This window comes from Thiemannella venezuelensis (assembly GCF_014203605.1).
In the GTDB taxonomy this organism is placed as follows: domain Bacteria; phylum Actinomycetota; class Actinomycetes; order Streptosporangiales; family Streptosporangiaceae; genus Planomonospora_A; species Planomonospora_A venezuelensis.
This window is the reverse complement of sequence record NZ_JACHJJ010000005.1, coordinates 225,483-245,986: the sequence shown is the minus strand read 5'-3', so window position 1 is coordinate 245,986 and position 20,504 is coordinate 225,483. Positions and strand designations below refer to the sequence as shown.

Below are 20,504 nucleotides of genomic sequence, written 5' to 3'. Positions count from 1 at the left end.
TGCGGATACATTCCCCTTTGCCGGTTGGACCTCAATGAACCTCAGCCTGAGCGACATCGCGCCACCCCTGCGCTGGACCTCTCCCGGCCAGGTAGCGCCGATCGCAACCGACACCCGTCTCCCCGAGGCGTGGTGGCAGGCAATCCCGCTGGAGCGGGCCTGCTCCACCGTGGGGACCTCCGAGGTCGCCGGACGGCTCGCCGACCTGGCCCTCGCCTGCTGGGGGCATCTGGTGCTCGGCGACGTCCTCCCCCTGCTCAGGTTCGCCGACCCGGCCGCGAGCGCGAGCACCCCCGAGGCGCTCGGCCGCGAGGCGGTGCACCGGCTCTTCACCGGGGTGCTGGAGCGACTGCTCGAACCCGTCGCCGAGGACGGCGCCGCCCCGGCCCGCTCCTCCCGGCCCGACCGGCCGCTGCCCGAGCTGATCGACGAGGTCTTCACCTCTCTGGACGACCGGCAGCGGGCCATCGCCAGGGACCGGCTCTACGCCTCCCAGCGGGTGACCCTGGACGAGCTGGCCCAGCGGTTCTCGGTGACGCGGGAGCGCATCCGGCAGATCGAGCGCGACCTGCGCGACCACGTCGAGGCCTGGCTGGCGGGCCCGGAGGCGGCCCCGCTGGTGGCGCACGTGTCGTGGCTGCGCGGCCGGCTCGGCTCCGCCGTACCGGCCGACGACCTGGCCGCGGCGGTGCCCTGGCACCGCACCGACCTGGCCACGCTCACCATCCCGGCCTGGCGGTTCGTGCGGACCCTGCTGACCGGCTACGACCAGGTGGACGGGTGGCTGGTCGCGGGCGGCGCCGACGAGCTGCGGGAGAAGACCCGGCAGCTGTTCACCGACGGGCCGCGCCCGCTGCCGGAGGCCGTCACCCTGGTCAGCCAGCTCGGCATCCGCGAGGACGTGGCCGAGCGCTGGCTGCTCTCCGTTCCGCAGCTGCGCGTGCTGGAGGACCACGTGGTGCCCTGGCCGCGCAGCGTCAACGACAAGGCGGAGGCCGTGCTCGCGGTGGCCGGCAACGCCCTGACCCCCGAGGAGATCCAGGAGCGCATCGGCGAGGACTACAGCCTGGTCGGCATCCGCAACCAGCTCACCGCCGACGACCGGTTCCTCCGGCTGGACCGCAACAAGTACGGCCTGGCCCGCTGGGGCGGCGAGCAGTACCTGGGCATCCGCGAGATGATCGTCAGAGAGATCGAGCGGGCCGGGGGCGAGGCCTCGGTCAACACGATCGTCGCCAACCTGACCGGGCGCTACGACGTGAGCGAGAGCTCGGTGCGCGCCTACGCGGGCGGCCCCGGCTTCGAGCGCACCCAGCGCGGGTGGATCCGGGTGGCAGGGACCGAGCCGGCCGACTACCAGCCGCGCCGGGACGTCTCGGCGACCCGGCGCTGCTTCCGCAGCCGGGACGGGCGCTGGTGGCACCGGGTGGACGTCAACGCCGAGCACCTGCGCGGCTCCGGCTCCCCGCTGCCCACCGGGTTCGCCGCGTACCTCGGCATGGCCCCGGGGGGCCAGCTCACCGCCTCCACCCCCTCGGGCGACGTGGTGATCAGCTGGCACAACCAGCCGACCATGGGCTCCATCCGCCCGGTCCTGGCCTCCTCCAACGCCGCCGAGGGCGACCACGTCTTCCTGACGGTCTCCGACGGCGGCGAGCTGCTCACCCGCTACCTGCCCGCGGCGCTGCCGGGCATCCCGGCGCTGAACCGGGCGCTGCACCTGATCGGCTACACCGCCCCGGTGGCCTCGGAGGCGGAGGGCCTGCGCCTGATCGGCGCGCGCATCGGCCTGCCCGACGGCTGCACCCGGGACGAGGTCGTGGCCCGGCTCCGCGACCGCGGCGACCGCGAAATCCTCGCCTACCTGGAGGGCACCGCCTGACCCGCCCGCGTCACCCGATCCGCCCGCGTCACCTGTCCGCGCCCGTCACGGAACGGGCGCGGACCGCCGGGTTAGTCTCGACCCATGCTTCGGCTCCATGACACGCACAGCGGCCTGACCGAGCCGGTCGTCCCCGAGGGCGCCCGTTCCCTGCGGCTGTACGCCGTCGGCCCGCCGGCCCGCCACCGGGTCCATCTGGGGGATCTCCGCCCTCTCCTGCTGGCCGACCTGATCAGGCGGATCGCCGAGCGGCACCGGGTGCGGGTGCTGGCCTGCCGTGTGACCGACGGGGAGACGTCCGCGGACGACATGCCGGCGCTGAACGTGCGGCCTCCGGACCGCTCGCTGCGGGCGGACGAGGTGGCCGGACCGGTGGCCGGGTTCGTCTCCGCGGAGGACGGGAGCGGAGCGGTGCTCCTCGACCCGGGCCTCCGGGACGGCGTGGTCCGGCGGGTCCGGGCCGGGCGGCTGCGCTTCGAGGGCCGGGAGCTCCCCGCGGGGCGGGACGGAGGCGGGGCCGTACGGCTCCGGGAGGTGGTGGAGGCGGGGCTCGATCCGCTGGCGGTGCGGCTGGCGCTGCTGGGGCACCACTACCGCGAGGACGCGGAGCTCACCTGGGACACCCTGCGTGCCGCCGACGCGACCCTGCGGTTCTGGCGCTCCCGGGTCGCGACGTGGTCGGAGGCGCCCAGCGCCCCGATGCCCGCCGAGCGGGTCGCCGCGATCGAGGACGCCCTCCGCGACGACCTCGGCACCCCGCGGACACTGCGTCTGGTGGACGAGCTGGAGCGGGACGAGTCGGTCGCCCCCGGCTCCCGCTTCGAGGCCTTCCTCCACCTCGACCAGATCCTCGCCCTCGACCTGCCCGCGGAGATCGGCCGGTCCTGAGCACGCGGCCGGATCCACGATCCGGACCGACCGGCCGGAATGTCAGTGCCGGTCGGTAACGTCCCGACCATGACTGAGACCGGTGTTGTGGTACGGCCCGCGGGAGCGGGAGATCTCGACGGTGTGGTGGCCTGCAGCGCGGCGCTGTTCGCCGAGGACGCGGGGACCCGTGACCCGGCGCTGAACGTGAACTGGCCGAGGGAGTACGGCGAGGCCACGTTCGCGAACGCGGTGGGCGACCCCGACCGCCTGGTGCTGGTGGCCGACGACGGCGGCCGGGTCATCGGCCACCTGACCGGGTCGTTGTCCGGCCCGACCCCGATGCGCCCGGTCATGGTGGCCACCCTGGGGAGTGTCTACGTGCAGCCTCACTACCGCGGCCGGAAGATCGGCGCCCGGCTGGTGGAGGAGTTCCGGTCCTGGGCGCGCGGCCACGGGGCGCAGTACGCCGGGGTGACCGCCTACGCGAGCAACGAGGCGGCCGCCCGCTTCTTCGAACGCAACGGCTTCGCGATGCACTCGGTGGTCCGGGAGACGGTGCTCACCTGACGCGATATGTAACTGACGGAGGAGGTAACTTACCTGAGATGTAAGTTACCTCCTCCGTCAGTGCTGCTCTGATCTGCCGTAGCGGCCATGGGCTCGACACACTTCAGGCGCCCTTGCCCAGACGGCCGGAGCGAGAAAGCTCTGTCGGACGTTACTCTTCGGAAACGATCCCCACGGATCGATCATGGCCGTCTGCAAATCGAGCGAGCAGGCGGGCAGCGAAACGTTTGGCTCCTGCTGTCGACAGGTAGTGCACGATCTCTACCGGTGTCAGCTTCGGACCGAATCGCCCAGTCGCGTCCGACTACTGAAGGATCACCCGGTGGATCGCGGCGGGTTCCCGTTCGAGAAGATCGAGCAGGAAGTCATCAGGATGCTGCACCTCGATGCCATGGAGATCGCAGGACTCCGCCGGAAAGTCCCGGAGATTGCATGTGATGATCAGATCGGCGTCCGCCCGAATCGCCGCCGCCAGAACGTGCCGGTCTTTGGGATGGTCGGTCATCTGAACGATCAATTCGTCATACCCGATCACCATGGCGTCCTCGAAGGCCGTGTTCATGGCGTTGACGCGACGGCGGAGGGCCTGCGGGTCGGCCGAGGGCAAATGCCGCTGCATCTCCTCCATGATGTGGGGCGACCACCGTGGCTGGAGAAGGTCCTCCTCGGCGAGTCGGAGGAGTAGATCACACAGGGCGTTGGGGATGAGCACATTCGCATCGAGGACTGCGATGGTCATGGGCGCGCATCACCCGGCGTCCGAAGACGGCATGTCGTAGAAACCCGCGTCGATGGCGTCGGTGGTCATCTCGTCGAGGAGCGCCTTGCGCCGACGGCTGCGACGTTCCTTGTAGTCGAGGACCTCGTGCAGGGGAATGCGGCGGCTGTTGTTGGGCCGGGTGAACCCGATCTCACCGTCTTCGAGAAGTTTGATCAATGTCGGCCGGGAGATGCCGAGCAGGTCCGCAGCTTCCCTGGTGGTCAGTTCCCGGTCCACAGGAACGATGGCCACCCCTCGGCCCGCCGCCATCAGCTCGGCGATCCGGACCAGCGCGGAGGCGAGAGAGGGAGGGAGATCGGCTTCGGCGCCCTCATGGACGAGCCGCAACCGCGGGCGCACCTGGCAGTGCAGCACACGCGTCACTTTTTCGAGGGCATGAGCCTCGTCCGGATCGGGCATCAAGGCGTTGGCTGCGGTCGTCACGACACACTCCTTCCTTCGGCTCGTTTCCAGAATCTCAGACGAAGTGCAAAAAGTGCAAGCACGGTGCCGCACCCGGGCGGCCCAGCACCGTGGCGTGCCGACGGGCAGGACCAGATCGACGCGGTGGTCATCGGACGGCGCAACCGCACGAAGACGCCGATCATGGTCGGCGAGTCCAAGTGGACCCGCGAAGTGGACGCGGCACGGCTCTGCCGCAAACTCGCCGCCAAGACGACCGAACTGACCGGCAGCCCGGACGACCTCGCCTACGCCATCTGCGCCCGCGAGTCGGTCACCAACGCGGCCCCCGACATCCTCACCGTCACCGCCGCCGACATCTTCACGCCGGACCCGCTGTGAACTGCTCCGCCCCTGTCGACGACATGGTTGTTACAGCAGGGCGTGCGGGCTGACGACGATGCCGTCCTCGTCGCTGTAGAGCCAGGCGCCCGGGACGAAGGTGACCTCGCCGAAGGTGACCGGTACGTCGAGCTCGCCCACGCCGTTCTTGGCGCTCTTGCGGGGGTTGGAGCCGAGGGCCTTGATGCCCAGGTCGAGCGTGGCGAAGGCGGCGGTGTCGCGGACGGCGCCGTTGATGACGACGCCGGACCAGCCGGAGGCCACGGCCGAGGCTGCGATCAGGTCGCCCATCAGGGCGGTGCGCAGCGAGCCCGCGCCGTCCACTACCAGGACCCGGCCCTCGCCGGGGGTGGCCAGGACCTGCTTGACCAGGGCGTTGTCCTGCAGGCAGCGGACGGTGGCGACGGGACCCGCGAAGCGGGGGCGCAGGCCGTACGAGCGGAACTGCGTCACGCAGCTCGCCAGGATGTCACCGTGGGCGTCGATCAGGTCGGCGGTCGTGAAGTCCATGCGCCGCATTCTGGCGGACGGGCAGGACGCTCCCGCGCGCCGGGGTGATCCTCCGCGCCTTCCTCCTGCGGGCGGGGTGCCCGGGTGCCGGGGGGCTGCCAGACTTGCTGGGACGTGTCATGGAGGAGGGCTTTGTGAGGTTCCGGCCGTATGCCTGGATGCCCCGGCCGCTGACCTGGCTCGCGCGGGCGCTCACCGTTCTGGTGGTGCTCGGGCTGGCCCTCGGCGGGGTGGTCGTGTGGAACGTGCGCGCGTCGTTCCCGCAGCTCTCGGGTGAGCTCACGGTGGACGGCCTGGTAGGAAAAGTCACCGTCTACCGGGATGGGAACGGCATTCCTCACATCTATGCGGACTCGCCGGAGGACCTGTTCCTCGCCCAGGGGTACGTCCACGCCCAGGACCGCTTCTTCGAGATGGACTTCCGCCGGCACGTGACCTCCGGGCGGCTCTCGGAGATGTTCGGCGCGGCGACGCTCACCGAGGACAAGGTCATCCGGACCATGGGCTGGCGGAAGGTGGCCGAGCAGGAGCTGCCGATGCTGGCCGAGACGACCCGGCACCACCTCGACGCCTACGCCAGAGGCGTGAACTCCTGGCTGGAGCGGAATCCGGGTTCCTTCGCCAGGAGCCTGGAGTACGGCGTGCTCAAGCTGACCAACTCCGGCTACGAGCCCGAGCCGTGGACCCCGGCCGACTCCCTGGCCTGGCTCAAGGCGATGGCCTGGGACCTGCGCTCCAACATGAGCGACGAGATCGGCCGGGCGCTCGCGGCGGCGGAGCTGCCGCGCGAGCGGGTCGAGCAGCTCTGGCCCGGCTACCCGTTCGCCGGCCACCAGCCGATCGTGACCCAGGGCTCGGTCGCCGAGGGGCGTTTCGACCAGGACGAGGAGCCGAGGAAGAGCGTCACCCGGCGGCCGGACGACCAGCCCGCCGCCGGGGCGCTGGCCCGTGCCTCGGCGGCCGTCAGGGCCGTTCCGAGCCTGCTGGGCGACCCCGCGGGCGGCAGCGGCATCGGCTCCAACTCCTGGGTGGTCAGCGGGGCGCACACCGCCTCGGGCAAGCCGCTGCTGGCCAACGACCCGCACCTGTCGGCCGCGCTGCCCTCGGTCTGGTACCAGGCCGGGCTGCACTGCCGGAAGAAGAGCGCGGCGTGCCCGTTCGACGTCACCGGGTTCACCTTCTCCGGAGTGCCGGGCGTGATCATCGGGCACAACGACCGGATCGCGTGGGGCTTCACGAACCTCGGTCCCGACGTCGCCGACCTGTACATGGAGAAGGTCAAGGACGACTCCTACCTGATGACGGGCGAGTGGAGGCCGCTCACCGTCCGGACCGAGACGATCCGGGTCGCCGGGGGCGACCCGGTCCGGCTGGTGGTCCGCGACACCGCGCACGGGCCGATCATCTCCGACGTCATGGAGGACGTGGAGAAGGCGCTGCCCGGCGCGGCCGGGGTGGCGGGCGAGACGGCCGACGCGGTCGCGCTCAGGTGGACCGCGCTGGAGCCCGGCCGGAGCGCGGACGCGATCTTCGCGCTCGGCTCCGCGCAGAACTGGCAGGAGTTCCGCGCCGCGGCGAGCAGCTTCGACGTGCCCGCGCAGAACCTGGTCTACGCCGACGTCGACGGCAACATCGGCTACCAGGCCCCCGGCCGGATCCCGGTCAGGACCCGGGGCGACGGCACCTGGCCGGTCCCCGGCTGGACCGGCGAGTACGCCTGGCAGGGCACGATCCCCTTCGACGAGCTGCCCAGCCTCTACAACCCGCCGGAGGGCTACATCGTGACCGCGAACAACGCGGTCGTCGACCCCGGGCGCTACCCGCACCTGCTCACGAAGGACTGGGCGTACGGCTACCGCTCCCAGCGCATCCTGGACCTGCTCCGGGACGCGCTGAAGGACGGCGGCAAGGTCGGCGCCGAGGACATGGGCGGCCTGCAGCAGGACAGCCGCAACGGCTTCGCCGGCTTCCTGGTGCCCCGGCTGATGGAGCTCGACCTGGCCGGGCCCGCGAAGGACGCCCGCGAGCTGCTGCGCGGCTGGGACGGCTCGCAGGGCATGGACTCGGCCCCGGCGATGTACTTCAACGCCGTCTGGCGGCACCTGCTGGTCCAGACGTTCAACGACGACCTGCCCGAGGGCGCCCGGCCGGGCGGCGGCGACCGCTGGTTCGAGGTGGTCCGCGTCATGCTGGAGCGGGAGACCGACCCGTTCTGGGACGACACCGCCACGACCGGCCGCGAGGAGACCAGGGACGACATGCTGCGCCGGGCCGTGGCCCTGGCCTACGACGAGCTGAGCGCCCGCCTCGGCCCGGACGCGGCGGCGTGGCGCTGGGGCGACCTGCACTCCCTGACGCTGACCCACCAGTCGCTGGGCACCTCCGGGATCGCCCCGGTCGAGTGGCTGTTCAACCGGGGTCCGTTCCCGGTGAGCGGCAACGACGATGCCGTCAACGCCGCGGGCTGGGACGTCCAGGAGGACTACGCGGTGGGCTGGCTGCCGTCCATGCGGATGGTCGTCGACCTGGCCGACCTCGACCGGTCGCGGTGGATCAACCTGACCGGCGCCTCCGGCCACGCCTTCCACGACAACTACGCCGACCAGGCGCCGCTGTGGGCGAGCGGGCGGACCACGCCCATGCTCTCCCGCGAGGAGTCGGTCAGGAAGGCCGCGGTGAACACGCTCACGCTCCTGCCGGGCTCGTCCCCGGCCCCGTAGTCGCGCGAGCGGCCACGGGAGCAGCCACGGGAGCGGCCCGACCGGCGCCGCGACCGGCCGTCACTCCGGCGGGCCCGGCCTGGTCCGGGCCCACCAGGGCGGCGTGCGGGGGTAGTTGCCGTCCTCCAGGTTCGCCAGCCGCTCGAAGACGTTCCACGAGGCCTGGTTCCCGCAGACCAGGAACGAGACGGCCACCGCGACGAGGTAGAGCGGGAGCATCGGCAGCCCGGCGCAGGCCGCGTACTGCGAGGCGTGCCGGTCCTCGTGGCGGAGCAGGTGGCCGGTGAGGTGGCCCTCCGGGTGCTTGGTCAGGACCACGTTGCCGAGGGTGAAGGCCCCGGCGACCGGGAACGGCAGGCGGTAGCCGTACCCGAGGACGAGCCCGCAGGGGCCGGGCGCCAGGCGGGCGCGGCCGAGGCGGGCCACCAGCAGGCCCAGCGGGGTCGACAGGTTCGCGTAGTTGAGGACCCGCCGCACCCGATGCCACCGTCGCATACCGGCGATTGTGCGCTATCCGGACAGTCTGCGGTAGCGGCCCTCGTGGTAGAGCAGGGGCGCGCCGTCGGCCGGGGTGGCCACCGCGACCACCTCGCCGACCACGATGGAGTGGTCGCCGCCGTCGTGGACCGCCGCGGTGCGGCACTCGACGGTGGCCAGGGCGTCGTCGAACAGCGCGACGCCGAGCTCGCCGTGGTGGTGCGGGTGGCCCGCGAGCTGGCCCTCCAGCGGACGTCCCCGGTGGGCGAAGAAGCGGGAGGCGTCCTCGGCGGTGTCGCTCAGGATCGACACGCCCCACACCCCGGTCTCCAGCACGGCGTCGTGGAAGCGGGCGATCTTCTCCACGCAGAACAGCGCGAGCAGCGGGTCGAGGGAGACCGAGGCGAAGGAGTTGACGGTCATCGCGTAGTCGGCCCCGTCGCGCCGGGTGGTGACGATGGTGATGCCGGTCGCGAACCGCCCCACGGCCCTGCGGTAGGCGTCCCTGTCGGCTCGATGCTCTGTCTGCACGGAGACTACCTTAGGTAATCAGGACGGATCCGGATGGACCGGGGCGCGGCCGTAGGAGTGCTGGGTGAGCAGCCACGACCCGCCGCCCCTCGACGGGGCGAGCAGGACGCCCGCCATGACGGCGAGCATGCCTCCGTACAGGTAGACGTAGCCGGACAGGTCGTTGGCGACGATCAGGTCGCCCTCCGGACGCTGGGAGAGCCAGAGCATCGTGACCAGGATCCAGCCGGCCGCGGGCGCCAGGGCGGGCGCCTTGCCGCCCAGCATCCGGCCGACGCCGTAGCAGAGCGCGAAGAGCAGCGCCACCCAGCCGAGGGCCGAGACCGGGACGGGCCGGAGGTACCACGAGTGGTGGAAACCCCCCAGCACGCCCGCCAGGAGACCGGGGACGACGAGCACGGCGTACGTCACCGCGGTGCGCGCCGCGGCCGGCCGCTCCACCCCGGGGACCTGCTCCATCATGACCACCGAGGCTAGCCGATCCCCGCGAAGAGATCGTTCTCGCGGTCGTACGGCTCGCCGATGCCGCCCGCCTCGACCGGTGCCCCCGGCCCCGCGGGGCCGGGCACCCCGGCGCGCAGGATGAAGTGCTCGACCCCGAGCGCCTCCTGGCCGATGTCGTTGGACAGCGCGAACCAGGGCGCGTCCACGCTGATCTGGGTGGCGTGCGCGCGCATCGCGTCGAGCTTGGCGCCGACGTACGGGCGGGCGTCGATCTCGGTGGTGACGTCCCGGTCCGCGCAGCCGTACGGCAGGTCGTCGACGTCCTCCACCAGGAACCGGGTCCCCGCCTCGCGCATCGCCTCGGCCGCCCGGCGCATCGACGACCTGGTCACCGCGGTGAGGTAGAACTTGGCGATCCGCCACGGCTCCCCCTCGCCGAAGGCGGGGTCGGCGGCCAGCTCGAAGGCCCGCCGGGAGACGCGGTGGGCCTGGATGTGGTCGGGGTGGCCGTAGAAGCCGTTCTCGTCGTAGGTGACGAGGACCTGGGGCCGCACCTCGCGGATCACCGCGGCCAGTTCCCCGGCGGCCTCGTCGAGGTCGGCCTGCCAGAAGGCGTCCGCGCGGTGGTTGGACGCCGCGCCCATCATCCCCGAGTCGCGCCAGCGGCCGGGGCCGCCCAGGAAGCGGTGGTCGGTGACGCCGAGCGCCTTGCACGCCGCGGCGAGCTCGCCGACGCGGTGCCCGCCCAGGGTGTCGTCGCGGTCGGCGGCCAGGTGGGCGAGCTCTGCCGGGATGACCTCCCCCTCCTCGCCCAGCGTGCAGGTGACGAGGGTGACGCGGGCGCCCTCGGCGGCGTACCGCGCCATGGTGGCCCCGGTGCCGATCGTCTCGTCGTCGGGATGGGCGTGCACGAGCAGCAGGCGCCGGTCATTCATGCCTCCGAGGGTATCGGGGCCGGGACGTGGCGGGCGTACCGGGAGAAGTCATGCCCGCAGCGGCGGGAGCCGGCTCCGGCCCCCGCCCGGGCCGCCCGGGAGCCGCGGCCCGGACGTGTGCCCGCAGACACCCTGGGACGCGGCCCGGAACTGGCAGGATGGACCGCATGAGTGAGAGCTTCCCTCGCCTCCATGCCAGGACCCGCCGTTTCACCCTCGGAGTCCCGCGCGGCTTCACGATCGCGCCGGACGGTTCCCGGGTCGTCTTCCTGCGGACGAAGGGCGGCTCCGACCCGATCACCTGCCTGTGGGAGTTCGACGTCGCGAGCGGCCTGGAGCGGCTGGTCGTCGACCCGCGCACGCTGGCCGCGGACGAGGACGACCTGCCGCCGGAGGAGCGGGCGCGCCGCGAGCGGAGCCGGGAGCAGGCCGGCGGCATCGTCGCCTACAGCACCGACACCGCGGTGACCACCGCGGCCTTCGCCCTGGCCGGCGGGCTCTACGTGGCGGACCTGCGGTCCGGAGGCGTGCGCCGCCTCACCACGCCCGGCCCGGTGGTCGACCCGCGCCTGTCCCCCGGCGGCGGCCACGTCGGCTACGTGACCGGCGGCGCGTTCCACGTCCAGGACCTGCAGGACGAGGTGGACCACGCGCTGGCCCGCCCCGAGGCCCCCGAGGTGACGTACGGCCTGGCGGAGTTCGTCGCGGCCGAGGAGATGAACCGCATGCGCGGCTACTGGTGGTCGCCCTCGGGCGACGCCGTGCTGGTCGCGCGGGCCGACGAGTCCCCGGTGCACACCTGGTTCATCGCCGACCCGGCCAACCCGGCCCGGCCCGCCGCCGAGCAGCGCTACCCCGCCGCGGGCACGCCGAACGCCCGGGTCGAGCTCTTCGTCCTCGGCCTGAGCGGCTCGCGCGTCCCCGTCCCCTTCACCGACGAGTACCTCGTCACCGCCCACTGGGACGACCACGGCCTGGTGATCGTCACCCTCTCGCGCGACCAGCGCTCGATGAAGCTGCTGGAGGTCGACCCCGCGACCGGCGCGACCGCCCTCGTCCGCGAGGACACCGACGCCGCCTGGGTGGAGATCGCCGCCGGCGTGCCCCGGCACCTGCCCGACGGCGCCCTCGTCTGGATGGCCGACGCCGACGGCGGGCGGCGGCTGGTCGTCGGCGACGCGCCCGTCACCCCGCCTACCCTCCAGGTCCGGGAGGTCCTGGACGTCGAGGGCGGCACCGTGCTCTTCCGGGCCAGCGGCGGCGACCCGGCCGAGATCGCCCTGTGGGCCTACCGCGACGGCGGCATCACCCTGGTCGGGCCCTCCGAGGGAGGCGTCTACAGCGGCCGCACCGCGGGCGGCACCCTCGTGCTCACCGGCCAGACCCTCTCCGGCGAGGGCACCGCGGTCCAGGTCCTGCACCACAACACCCCGCGCGGCCACATCTCCTCGCACGCCGAGCGCCCCGGTCTCGACCTGCGGGTCTCCCTGATCCGCGCGGGCGAGCGCGGCCTGTCCACCGCGGTGGTCCTGCCCTCGGACCACGTACCCGGCTCGGCGAGGCTGCCGATCCTCATGGACCCGTACGGCGGGCCGCACGCCCAGCGCGTCCTGGCCGCCTCCGGAGCCTTCCTGACCAGCCAGTGGTTCGCCGACCAGGGCTTCGCGGTGGTCGTGGCCGACGGCCGGGGCACCCCCGGCCGCGGCCCCGCCTTCGAGCGGGCCGTCCTGCACGACCTGGCGGGACCGGTCCTGGAGGACCAGGTCGACGCCCTGCACGCCGCCGCCGCGCAGTATCCCGACGACCTCGACCTGTCCCGGGTCGCGATCCGCGGCTGGTCCTTCGGCGGCTACCTGGCGGCCCTGGCCGTGATGCGCCGTCCCGACGTGTTCCACGCGGCCGTCGCCGGGGCGCCGGTGACCGACTGGCGCCTCTACGACACCTGCTACACCGAGCGCTACCTCGGCCACCCGGACGAGGGCCACTACGACGGCTCGTCGCTGTTCGCCGACGCCGAGAAGCTCGACCGCCCGCTGCTGCTGGTCCACGGCCTGGCCGACGACAACGTGGTCGCCGCGCACACGCTGCGGCTCTCGTCGGCGCTGCTGGCGGCGGGCCGCCCGCACAGCGTGCTCCCGCTGTCCGGGGTGACCCACATGACCCCGCAGGAGGTCGTGGCGGAGAACCTGCTCCTTCTCCAGGTCGACTTCCTCAAGAAGTCCCTCGGCATCGGTTAGCCCGGTCCGGCGGGCCCTCAGCGAGCTCTCACCGGCTCACGAGCGAACCGGTTCCGTCCAGGCCCGGCGCGGCGGCGTCCCGGGGGGTGCCGTGCCAGCTGCTCCACAGGGCGGCGTAGGAGCCGCCGGCGGCGACGAGCTCGTCGTGGGAGCCGAGCTCGCTGATCCGGCCGTCCTCGACCACCGCGACCCGGTCGGCGTCGTGCGCCGTGTAGAGGCGGTGCGCGATGGCGATCACGGTCCGGCCGTCGAGGACGGCCGCCAGCGAGCGCTCCAGGTCCCGGGCGGCCCGGGGGTCGATCAGCGAGGTCGCCTCGTCGAGGACCAGGGTGTGCGGGTCGGCCAGGACCAGGCGGGCCAGGGCGAGCTGCTGCGCCTGGGCCGGGGAGACGGTCTCGCCGCCCGACCCGACGGGGGTGTCCAGGCCGCCGGGCAGGGCCTCGACCCAGCCCCAGGCGTCCACCGCCTCCAGGCACTCCCGGACCCGGGCGTCGTCGGCGTCCGGCCGGGCGATCAGCACGTTGTCGCGGAGCGTGCCCCGGAACACGTGGTGCTCCTGGGTGACCAGGGCCACGTGGCCGCGCAGGTCGTCCAGGGGGAGCTCGACCAGCGGGGTGCCGCCGACCGTGACGGAGCCCTCGCGCGGGCCGTGGATTCCGGCCAGCAGGCGGCCCAGCGTGGACTTGCCCGCGCCGGACGGCCCGACCATGGCCAGCCGCTCCCCCGGCCGGACCGTCAGGTCGATGCCGTGCAGCACGTCGTGGCCCTCGCGGTAGGCGTAGCGCACGCCGCCGGCCCGCAGCTCCTCCCCGTCGGGGACGCCGGAGCCCTCCTCGCGGTCGTCGGGCACCTCCGCGATGCCCAGCAGCCGGGCCATCGAGGCCCCGCCGACCTGGAGCTCGTCGATCCACGTGAGCAGCCGGTCGACCGGGTCGGCGAGCTGCTGCACGTAGAGCACGGCCATGACGGCCTGGTCCAGTGAGACCCAGCCCTCGATGTAGAACAGGCCGCCGGTCACCAGCGTCACGGCGACGGGGAGCACGAAGCCGAAGTCCACCGCGGGGAACCAGACCGTGCGCAGGCCGAGGGTGTAGCGCTCGGCCGCCCAGGAGCGGGCGATGTCGTCGTCGGTGCGCCGGTGGCGGCGCTCCTGCAGGCCGAGGGCCTCGATCGCGCGGGCGCCGTTGACCGTCTCGGCCAGGCCGTCGGTCATGTCGGCGTAGGCGGCGCTCTCGCGGAGGTAGCCGTCCCTGGCCCGCCTGAGGTACCACCGGGTGGTGAACCACAGCAGCGGCACGGAGCAGAGCGCGGGCAGTATCAGCAGCGGCCCGGCCAGCGCCAGCGCGCCGACGCTGATCGTGATGGTGACCACCGCGATCAGCGTCTCGGGGACGGCGTGCCGTACGGTGCGCGAGAGCGAGTCCACGTCCCGCGAGGTCCGGCTGATCAGGTCGCCCGACCCGGCGCGCTCGACCGTGGAGAGCGGCAGGCCGAGCACCCGGCCCACGAACTCCTCGCGCAGCTCGGCGAGGACCTTCTCGCCGAGCCGGGAGGAGGCCAGGACCGCGAACCTGACCAGCACGGCCTGCGCGGTCAGGAAGCCCGCGACGGCCAGGGCCACCGCGGCGGGGTCGGCCCCGGCTCCGCCCTCGATGTCCCTGACGAGCCCGCCCAGCAGCCACGGCACCACCAGCCCGGCGGCGGCGGCCAGCCCGTGCAGGGCCAGCGCCGCCGCCAGCTCCCGGGGGTACTTCAGCGTGAGCCGCCGGGCGTAGGCCCGGACCTGTGCCTGGTCGGCGACCGGCAGGATCTTCCTGCTCATCCGGCTCAGTCCTCCCCTCGGGTGACGGTGGCGGTGTAGGCGGGCGCGGAGGCCAGCAGCTCCCGGTGGGTGCCCTGGGCCTGCACGACGCCCTCCTCGATGTAGATCACGTGGTCGGCGCGGTCGAGCACCAGCGGGCTGGTCGTGCAGACCAGCGTGGTGCGGCCCGCCCGGGTCGCGGCCAGCCGGTCGGCGATGCGGGCCTCGCTGTGCGCGTCGACGGCGCTGGTGGGCTCGACCAGGATGAGCACCTCCGGGTCGGCCGCCAGCGCGCGGGCGAGCCGGAGCCGCTGCCGCTGGCCGCCGGAGAACTCCCGGCCCGCCTCGGCGACCCGGCCGTCCAGGCCGTCCGGGAGCGCCTCGACGATGTCCTCGGCGCAGGCCGCGCGCAGTGCGGCGGCGAGGTCCTCGTCCGAGGCCTGCCCGGTGACGTCCAGCTCGTCCCTGAGCCGCCCGGCGAACAGGGCGGCGCCGTTGTCGGCCACCAGGATCCGGCGGCGCACCTCGGCCAGCGGCAGCGTGTCCAGCGGAACGTCGCCGAAGTCCACGTCGCCGTCGGTGTAGCGGCCGAGCCGGTCGGCGACGGCGATGGCCTCCTCGGGGACGGCCGCCGCGACGGCGGTGAAGATCCCGGGGCGGACCGCGGCGCCGGAGGCCACGTCGCGCAGCAGGCCGCCGGAGTGCGCCGCGCCGGGGCGTGCGGCGCCGCCGGTCACCTCGGGCTCCAGGTTCAGGATCCGGACCACCCGGCCGGCGGCGACGTGGCCCTTGGCCAGCTTGTCGGCCGCCTCGGTGAGGGTCCGCATGGGGGCGATCAGGAAGACGGCGGCGCCGTAGAAGGCGACGAGCTCTCCTGGGGAGATCCTCTCCTGGAGCGCGAAGGCCGCGCCCAGCCAGGTCACCCCGGCGATCAGCAGGCCGGGCAGCAGGATCTGCGCGCCCTCCAGCACCGACTCGGCCGCGGCCACCCGCACGCCCGCGTGCCGTACCTTCTGCGACTCGGCGGCGTAGCGGCCGGCGAAGACCTGCTCGCCGCCGACGCCGCGCAGCACGCGCAGCCCCGCGACGATGTCGGCGGCCCGGGTGGACAGCTCGCCCTGCAGCTCGCGGTGGTCGCGCTGGCGCCGGTGGAGCGGGCGGAGCAGCGGCGCGACGGCGACCGTCATGACCGGCACGCCGACCAGCACCATCAGGCCCAGCGGCGGGGAGATCCGGATCAGGATGACGGTCATCGCGGCGATGGCGAACAGCGAGCCGACGGCGCGCAGCAGGATGTCCATCGCGTTGCCGATGTGGGCGATGTCGGAGTTGCCGACGCTGACCACCTCGCCGGTGGACACGCGCCTGGGCAGCGTCGCGCCCAGCCGGGTCGCCTGCCGGGCGGTGACCTGGACGGTCCGGTAGGCGGCGCTGAGCCAGTTGAAGACGGCCATCCGGTGCCGCAGGGTGCCCGTGACCGCCTGCACGGCGCCCAGGACCAGCACCGCCGCGCCGGAGGTCAGCAGCGCCTGCGTGTCCTTGGTCCGGACGGCGTCGATGCCCGCGCCGACCGCGATGGGCACCAGCGCCATCGCGATCCACCACACGATGGCGTAGCCGATGCCGACGGCCAGGGCGCCTGCCTGGCAGCGGGCGGTCCAGAGCAGGTAGCGGATGGGCGAGCGGGCGTCGGGGGTGCCGGGATCGGCGACAGGTAAGGAGCGCATAGCCGTTCCAGGCTGGCAAAGATACGTGCTGGTCAGCAAACCATTTTCCCTCTTGATGTCAACTGAAATTGACATCAGGGCGAGACCGGTGGAGGATGACGTCAACCAGGGTTGACATGAGGATGACGTCAACCTAAATTGACATCTATGAGCGATACGGCGCAGCTGGCCTCCGACGCCGGCAGCCGCGACCCCGCCGTCGGCCTGCGGGCCGTACGGGCGCTGCGGATGCTGGTCGACCGCCTGGAGGCCCTTCAGGTCGAGAACGCACGCGAGCAGGGATGGTCCTGGCAGGAGATCGCCTACTGCCTGGAGGTCTCCCGGCAGGCGGTGCACAAGAAGTACGCGGGGGGCCGGGGGCTCCTGAGAAGGGAGAAGTAACCATGTTCGAACGCTTCCATCGCGAAGCCCGCCAGGCCGTCGTCCTCGCCCAGGACAACGCCCGGCGGCTCAGGCACCACTACATCGGCACCGAGCACATCCTCCTGGGACTCCTCGGCCAGCCGGAGAGCCTCTCGGCCCGGGTGCTGGACCGGCACGGCCTCGACCACGCCAGGGCCGTCGAGGCGGTCACCGCGCTGGTCCCCGCCCAGACCGACAGCGACCTCGACGTCGAGGCTCTGGAGTCGATCGGCATCGACCTGTCGGCCATCAGGGAGAAGGTCGAGGCGGCCTTCGGCCCCGGCGCGCTGGACCGCCCCCCGCGCCTGGACCGCCGGGGCCGCCCGTTCGGCGGCCGCCACATCCCCTTCACCCCACGGGCGAAGAAGTCGCTGGAGCTCTCACTGCGCGAGGCCATCAACCTCAAGCACCGCGACATCGCCGACGGCCACCTCCTGCTCGGCATCCTGCGCGAAGGCGAGGGCCTCGGCGCCCGCGTCATCGCCGATGCCGGCATCGACCTCGCCGCCCTGCGCCGGGAGATCGTCGCCGCACTCGCCTGACGGCGGGCCGTACCACCCGAGAGCGGAACAGGTCTGCAGGAAAGCTGACCGGAGGCGCAGGAAAGCTGACCGGGCGTCGCTAAGCTGGCAGGAAAACCGACCGGCGAGGTGCGCATGTCCGTCTGGCCTGAAGTCGTGTTCGCCGACGAGTCGGACACCGCGGTCCTCACCCGCGCGGCCCGGCGGGGGACCCTACGGCGCCTGGCCCGCGGAATCTACACCTCCCAGGTCTCCGAGACCGCCGAGACGGTCGTCAGCCGCCACCTGTGGCGGATCGTCGCCCACGAGTTCCCCGGGGCGGTGATCGGTGACAGGTCGGTCGTCACCGGCGGCCTGCCGTCCGACGGGTCCCTCTACGATCCACGCACGACGCAATGCGCTCGCCCTGCCGGGGGTGACGATCCGGCCCCGGCCGGGGCCGGGCCCCGCCCCCGGGGACATGGCGCTGCCCGACGGCCTGTGGATGAGTTCCATCGCCAGAGGTCTCCTGGACAACCTGTCCGGTTCCGGCTCCAGGCAGGCGGAGCGCTGCCTGTCCCGGCGGGAGTTGGAAGAGTGGGTGGACCGGCTGATGCGGCAGCGGGGCGAGGAAGGGCTGAGCGCTCTGCGCGACGCGGCCAGGGACATCGCGCCGTCCATCCGCCGTGAACCGGAGATGAGGGTTCTCGACACCCTCCTCTCCTCTGTTCTGGCGACCCACGACGGCGGCGGCCTGGAGTCGGTGGTGCTGCGCGCACGGGCCACCGGATCTCCGTACGACCCGTCCCGGATGGAGAAACTGGAGAAGCTGGCGACCGCGCTCCACGACGCCCCTCCGGACGTACTCCCCAGCCTCCCCGCCGACAGTGTGCGCCGCCGCCTGCTGCCCTTGTTCCTGGTGACGGAGGTGCATCCGTTCGACGACGGCAACGGGCGAGTCGCCCGGATCATGATGAACGCCGAGCTCGTCGCCGGAGGCGAGGTGCGCGTCATCGTGCCGACGGTCTACCGCGTCAACTATCTCGCCGCGCTCAAGAGCGCGACGCACAACGACGGCTTCGGCGCGCTCATCGGTGTGCTCTCCTTCGCCCGCCGTTACACCGCCCGGATCGACTTCTCCGACCGGAGCACGGCGGAGTCCGATCTCACCCGCACCAACGCCTTCCGTGACGCACTGGAGGCCGAGGCCAACGGCATCCGCCTGGCCCTGCCCTGACCCACGATGCCGGCGTGCACGGGGCGACGGGAGGAAAACGGTTTGAACCTCCAGCCGCTGGAGGATTGAGGATCGTCTCGTGACCGACCGCACCGAGCTGTTCACCATCGGGCAGCTCTCCCACTGCACCGGCCTGACGGTGCGCACCATCCGCTTCTGGTCCGACACCGGCCTCCTGCCGCCGACCCACCGTTCGCACGGCGGCCACCGGCTCTACGACGCCGGGGCGGTGGCCCGGCTGGAACTGGTCCGGACCCTGCGCGAGCTGGGCCTGGGCCTGGAGACGGTGCAGCGGGTGCTGGACGGGCAGGCCACGGTGGCCGAGGTCGCCAGGACGCACGCCGACGCCCTCGACGCGGAGATCCGCGTCCTGCGGCTGCGCCGGGCGGTGCTGCGGTCGGTCGCCCGGCACGGAAGCACGACCGAGGAGATGAGACTCATGCACGAGATGGCCCGGCTCTCCGCACAGGAGCGGCAGCGCCTGATCGACGACTTCGTCGACCGCGCCTTCGAGGGCCTCGACCCCGGCGCGCCGGGAGCGCACATCGCACAGGCGATGCGGCAGCTCCCCGCCGAACTGCCCGACGACCCGACCCCTGAGCAGGTGGACGCCTGGATCGAGCTCTCCGGGCTCGTCACGGACGAGGGCTTCCGGCTGCGGGCGCGCCAGATGGCGGTGGCGGGCGCGCGGTCGGAGGAGCCGTGGCAGCCGTACGACTGCGGGCCGATCCTGGAGCACGCCGGCGCCGCGCTGGCGGCGGGCGTCGCCCCCGGCTCCGCCGAGGGCGGGGCGGTCCTGGACCGGATCCTCGCCCCGGGCACCTCCGCCGGGGAGCGCGCCCGGCTGGCGGAGGAGATCGAGACCTTCACCGACCGGCGGGTGGAGCGCTACTGGCAGCTGATGGGCGTCCTCAACGGCCACCCGCCGTTCCCCTCGACCGTCCCCGCCTTCGAATGGTTCGCCGCCGCCCTCCGCGCCCACTCCTGAAGCCGCGGGCCGTACCCCTTCCAGAAGGGGTACGGCCCGCGGCATCCGCGCTTTGCCCTTAACGTGTTCTTCGCGGCGTCGCCGTAATCTCGTAGAGATTCATCTCCTCGGAGATCCGGACAAGCTCGTCCATCCCCTCACGACGCTGATGCCGCCGCCGTTCACGGTAGGTCAGGACGTCACGGAGCAACATCCGCCGCTCCTCGCCCACTTGCTCATATGGGATCTCTCCCTGCTCCAGTAGACGGATCAGCGTCGAAGGACTCACCTTCAAAAGGTCTGCGGCCTCGGAAGCGGTCGGCATTTGAGGGTGATGAGCCATGGCAAGCACCTGCCCGCTCGGTCAGCTTGCTTCACGGAGTGGCTGGAATCCAACGTTCAGGCGCATCCCCAGCGCCTCGGCGAGACGCTCCAGCAGAGGAATAGTGGGCATGGTGCCCCCTGCCTCGAACCGTGCCACGGCCGATTGGGTCATGCTCGCTCTACGAGCCAGGTCGCTCTGGGTCCATCCTCGTTCTTCTCGCATCGCTCGCACCGCCTTACCCAGCTCATAAGCGAGCCTGGCAGCTTCGTACGCCTCAGCCGCACCTGGTTCGGCCATCCGGCGATCTCTGAGCTCCTGCCAGCTTTCGCTCATACCGCCTCCTCTTCCTCGTCAGGAGTATGTGCCTGCTCAATGCAGCGGAGCATAGCCCTCCGAGCACGTGCGACCTCGCGATCATCGCGTGTACGTGTCTTGTGGAACACGGTCAGGAGCACGATCCGGCGATGAGGCGCAATCCAATAGGTGATCCGCATAGCGAGCTCGTTGAGGTGGAACCGGAGCTCACGTAGCTTTCCCGAGAGCTGTTTCGTGTAGGGCTCGCCCAGTAGAGGGCCCTCGGCCGCCAGCAGCTCGACATAGAACACCACCTTCGCGAACGAGTCCGCGGGGAGGCTTTCCAGCCACTCCCGAACCTCTGGCTCCAGTTCCACCATACCCCAGCTCATAGCGTTGATGCTATGAGAAAGAGGGTCGTCACGCTCCGCTTCTATTCAAGCACGGAAAGATTCACATCCAAGCAGCGGGTTAGCGCTTGAACCAGGCCGCGGCGTAGACGGTGCCGTGGCCC

General features: G+C 72.4%; 22 protein-coding genes. 10 read left to right on the top strand and 12 right to left on the bottom strand.

From position 1 onward, the window contains the following. The first annotated feature begins 34 nt into the window (after nucleotides 1-34). The 3 genes from FHS22_RS10625 (at nucleotide 35) to FHS22_RS10615 (ending at nucleotide 3,319) form a co-directional block, all read left to right on the top strand. Nucleotides 35-1,882 (top strand): sigma factor-like helix-turn-helix DNA-binding protein, encoded by a 1,848-nt coding sequence (locus tag FHS22_RS10625; RefSeq protein ID WP_184940592.1) that lies wholly within the window; start codon nucleotides 35-37, stop codon nucleotides 1,880-1,882. Nucleotides 1,883-1,966: 84 nt separating this feature from the next. Next, nucleotides 1,967-2,770 carry a hypothetical protein gene (locus FHS22_RS10620; RefSeq protein WP_184940590.1) on the top strand — a complete coding sequence of 268 codons (804 nt, stop codon included), beginning with the start codon at nucleotides 1,967-1,969 and terminating at the stop codon, nucleotides 2,768-2,770. Between the two features lie 69 nt (nucleotides 2,771-2,839). Beyond that, nucleotides 2,840-3,319 (top strand): GNAT family N-acetyltransferase, encoded by a 480-nt coding sequence (locus tag FHS22_RS10615; RefSeq protein ID WP_184940588.1) that lies wholly within the window; start codon nucleotides 2,840-2,842, stop codon nucleotides 3,317-3,319. A gap of 304 nt (nucleotides 3,320-3,623) precedes the next feature. Here FHS22_RS10615 and FHS22_RS10610 read toward each other — a convergent pair whose 3' ends face one another. Both FHS22_RS10610 and FHS22_RS10605 read right to left on the bottom strand, forming a co-directional pair. After that, the gene (locus tag FHS22_RS10610; protein ID WP_184940587.1) at nucleotides 3,624-4,058 is read right to left on the bottom strand and encodes a PIN domain-containing protein; all 435 of its coding nucleotides are present in this window, start codon (nucleotides 4,056-4,058) and stop codon (nucleotides 3,624-3,626) included. A 9-nt stretch (nucleotides 4,059-4,067) separates the two neighbouring features. Then, entirely contained in the window at nucleotides 4,068-4,523 is a 456-nt protein-coding gene (locus tag FHS22_RS10605; RefSeq protein ID WP_184940586.1) for a helix-turn-helix domain-containing protein, read from the bottom strand. 63 nt (nucleotides 4,524-4,586) lie between these two features. Between FHS22_RS10605 and FHS22_RS10600 the strand changes: the two genes are divergently transcribed. Beyond that, entirely contained in the window at nucleotides 4,587-4,883 is a 297-nt protein-coding gene (locus FHS22_RS10600; RefSeq protein ID WP_184940584.1) for a hypothetical protein, read from the top strand. Nucleotides 4,884-4,913: 30 nt separating this feature from the next. On the opposite strand, the gene rraA is transcribed toward FHS22_RS10600, so the two are convergent. After that, on the bottom strand, nucleotides 4,914-5,393 hold the full coding sequence (rraA, locus tag FHS22_RS10595) for a ribonuclease E activity regulator RraA (protein ID WP_184940583.1): 480 nt from the start codon (nucleotides 5,391-5,393) through the stop codon (nucleotides 4,914-4,916). Nucleotides 5,394-5,551: 158 nt separating this feature from the next. On the opposite strand from rraA, the gene FHS22_RS10590 reads away from it, so the two are divergent. Continuing rightward, complete coding sequence (locus FHS22_RS10590; protein ID WP_260407857.1) at nucleotides 5,552-8,113, top strand: penicillin acylase family protein; 2,562 nt, start codon at nucleotides 5,552-5,554, stop codon at nucleotides 8,111-8,113. A gap of 60 nt (nucleotides 8,114-8,173) precedes the next feature. Here the strand turns inward: FHS22_RS10590 and FHS22_RS10585 are convergent, their stop codons facing one another. The 4 genes from FHS22_RS10585 to mshB are packed head-to-tail and all read right to left on the bottom strand — an operon-like array spanning nucleotide 8,174 to nucleotide 10,500. Beyond that, complete coding sequence (locus FHS22_RS10585) at nucleotides 8,174-8,608, bottom strand: hypothetical protein (protein ID WP_184940579.1); 435 nt, start codon at nucleotides 8,606-8,608, stop codon at nucleotides 8,174-8,176. Between the two features lie 15 nt (nucleotides 8,609-8,623). Beyond that, complete coding sequence (locus FHS22_RS10580) at nucleotides 8,624-9,121, bottom strand: flavin reductase family protein (RefSeq protein WP_184940577.1); 498 nt, start codon at nucleotides 9,119-9,121, stop codon at nucleotides 8,624-8,626. A gap of 18 nt (nucleotides 9,122-9,139) precedes the next feature. After that, nucleotides 9,140-9,583: a DUF6113 family protein gene (locus FHS22_RS10575; RefSeq protein ID WP_184940576.1), complete on the bottom strand. Its 444-nt coding sequence runs from the start codon at nucleotides 9,581-9,583 to the stop codon at nucleotides 9,140-9,142. Between the two features lie 11 nt (nucleotides 9,584-9,594). Further along, complete coding sequence (mshB, locus tag FHS22_RS10570; protein WP_184940574.1) at nucleotides 9,595-10,500, bottom strand: N-acetyl-1-D-myo-inositol-2-amino-2-deoxy-alpha-D-glucopyranoside deacetylase; 906 nt, start codon at nucleotides 10,498-10,500, stop codon at nucleotides 9,595-9,597. Nucleotides 10,501-10,667: 167 nt separating this feature from the next. Between mshB and FHS22_RS10565 the strand changes: the two genes are divergently transcribed. Next, nucleotides 10,668-12,737, top strand: a complete 2,070-nt coding sequence (locus FHS22_RS10565) for a S9 family peptidase (protein WP_184940572.1) — start codon at nucleotides 10,668-10,670, stop codon at nucleotides 12,735-12,737. A gap of 28 nt (nucleotides 12,738-12,765) precedes the next feature. On the opposite strand, the gene FHS22_RS10560 is transcribed toward FHS22_RS10565, so the two are convergent. Together FHS22_RS10560 and FHS22_RS10555 are read right to left on the bottom strand one after the other, a co-directional pair. After that, nucleotides 12,766-14,559 carry an ABC transporter ATP-binding protein gene (locus tag FHS22_RS10560; protein WP_184940571.1) on the bottom strand — a complete coding sequence of 598 codons (1,794 nt, stop codon included), beginning with the start codon at nucleotides 14,557-14,559 and terminating at the stop codon, nucleotides 12,766-12,768. Between the two features lie 5 nt (nucleotides 14,560-14,564). Beyond that, nucleotides 14,565-16,265, bottom strand: coding sequence for an ABC transporter transmembrane domain-containing protein (locus FHS22_RS10555; protein ID WP_184940569.1), 1,701 nt, complete (start codon nucleotides 16,263-16,265; stop codon nucleotides 14,565-14,567). A gap of 147 nt (nucleotides 16,266-16,412) precedes the next feature. Between FHS22_RS10555 and FHS22_RS10550 the strand changes: the two genes are divergently transcribed. From FHS22_RS10550 to FHS22_RS10535, 4 genes are all read left to right on the top strand, one after another. After that, nucleotides 16,413-16,646 (top strand): RNA polymerase subunit sigma-70, encoded by a 234-nt coding sequence (locus FHS22_RS10550; RefSeq protein WP_184940567.1) that lies wholly within the window; start codon nucleotides 16,413-16,415, stop codon nucleotides 16,644-16,646. Between the two features lie 2 nt (nucleotides 16,647-16,648). Continuing rightward, entirely contained in the window at nucleotides 16,649-17,209 is a 561-nt protein-coding gene (locus tag FHS22_RS10545) for a Clp protease N-terminal domain-containing protein (RefSeq protein ID WP_184940565.1), read from the top strand. Between the two features lie 394 nt (nucleotides 17,210-17,603). Further along, entirely contained in the window at nucleotides 17,604-18,404 is an 801-nt protein-coding gene (locus FHS22_RS39205; protein ID WP_184940563.1) for a Fic family protein, read from the top strand. Between the two features lie 79 nt (nucleotides 18,405-18,483). Beyond that, nucleotides 18,484-19,392, top strand: a complete 909-nt coding sequence (locus tag FHS22_RS10535) for a helix-turn-helix domain-containing protein (RefSeq protein WP_184940562.1) — start codon at nucleotides 18,484-18,486, stop codon at nucleotides 19,390-19,392. A gap of 58 nt (nucleotides 19,393-19,450) precedes the next feature. Here the strand turns inward: FHS22_RS10535 and FHS22_RS39575 are convergent, their stop codons facing one another. Genes FHS22_RS39575 through FHS22_RS10520 form a run of 3 tightly spaced genes read right to left on the bottom strand, consistent with a single transcriptional unit; the run spans nucleotide 19,451 to nucleotide 20,382 of the window. Continuing rightward, nucleotides 19,451-19,696: a helix-turn-helix domain-containing protein gene (locus tag FHS22_RS39575; protein WP_420829960.1), complete on the bottom strand. Its 246-nt coding sequence runs from the start codon at nucleotides 19,694-19,696 to the stop codon at nucleotides 19,451-19,453. A gap of 39 nt (nucleotides 19,697-19,735) precedes the next feature. After that, nucleotides 19,736-20,029, bottom strand: a complete 294-nt coding sequence (locus FHS22_RS10525) for a helix-turn-helix domain-containing protein (protein ID WP_184940558.1) — start codon at nucleotides 20,027-20,029, stop codon at nucleotides 19,736-19,738. Beyond that, nucleotides 20,026-20,382 carry a type II toxin-antitoxin system RelE/ParE family toxin gene (locus FHS22_RS10520; protein ID WP_184940557.1) on the bottom strand — a complete coding sequence of 119 codons (357 nt, stop codon included), beginning with the start codon at nucleotides 20,380-20,382 and terminating at the stop codon, nucleotides 20,026-20,028. The genes FHS22_RS10525 and FHS22_RS10520 overlap by 4 nt, the downstream gene beginning before the upstream one ends. Between the last annotated feature and the right edge of the window lie 122 nt (nucleotides 20,383-20,504).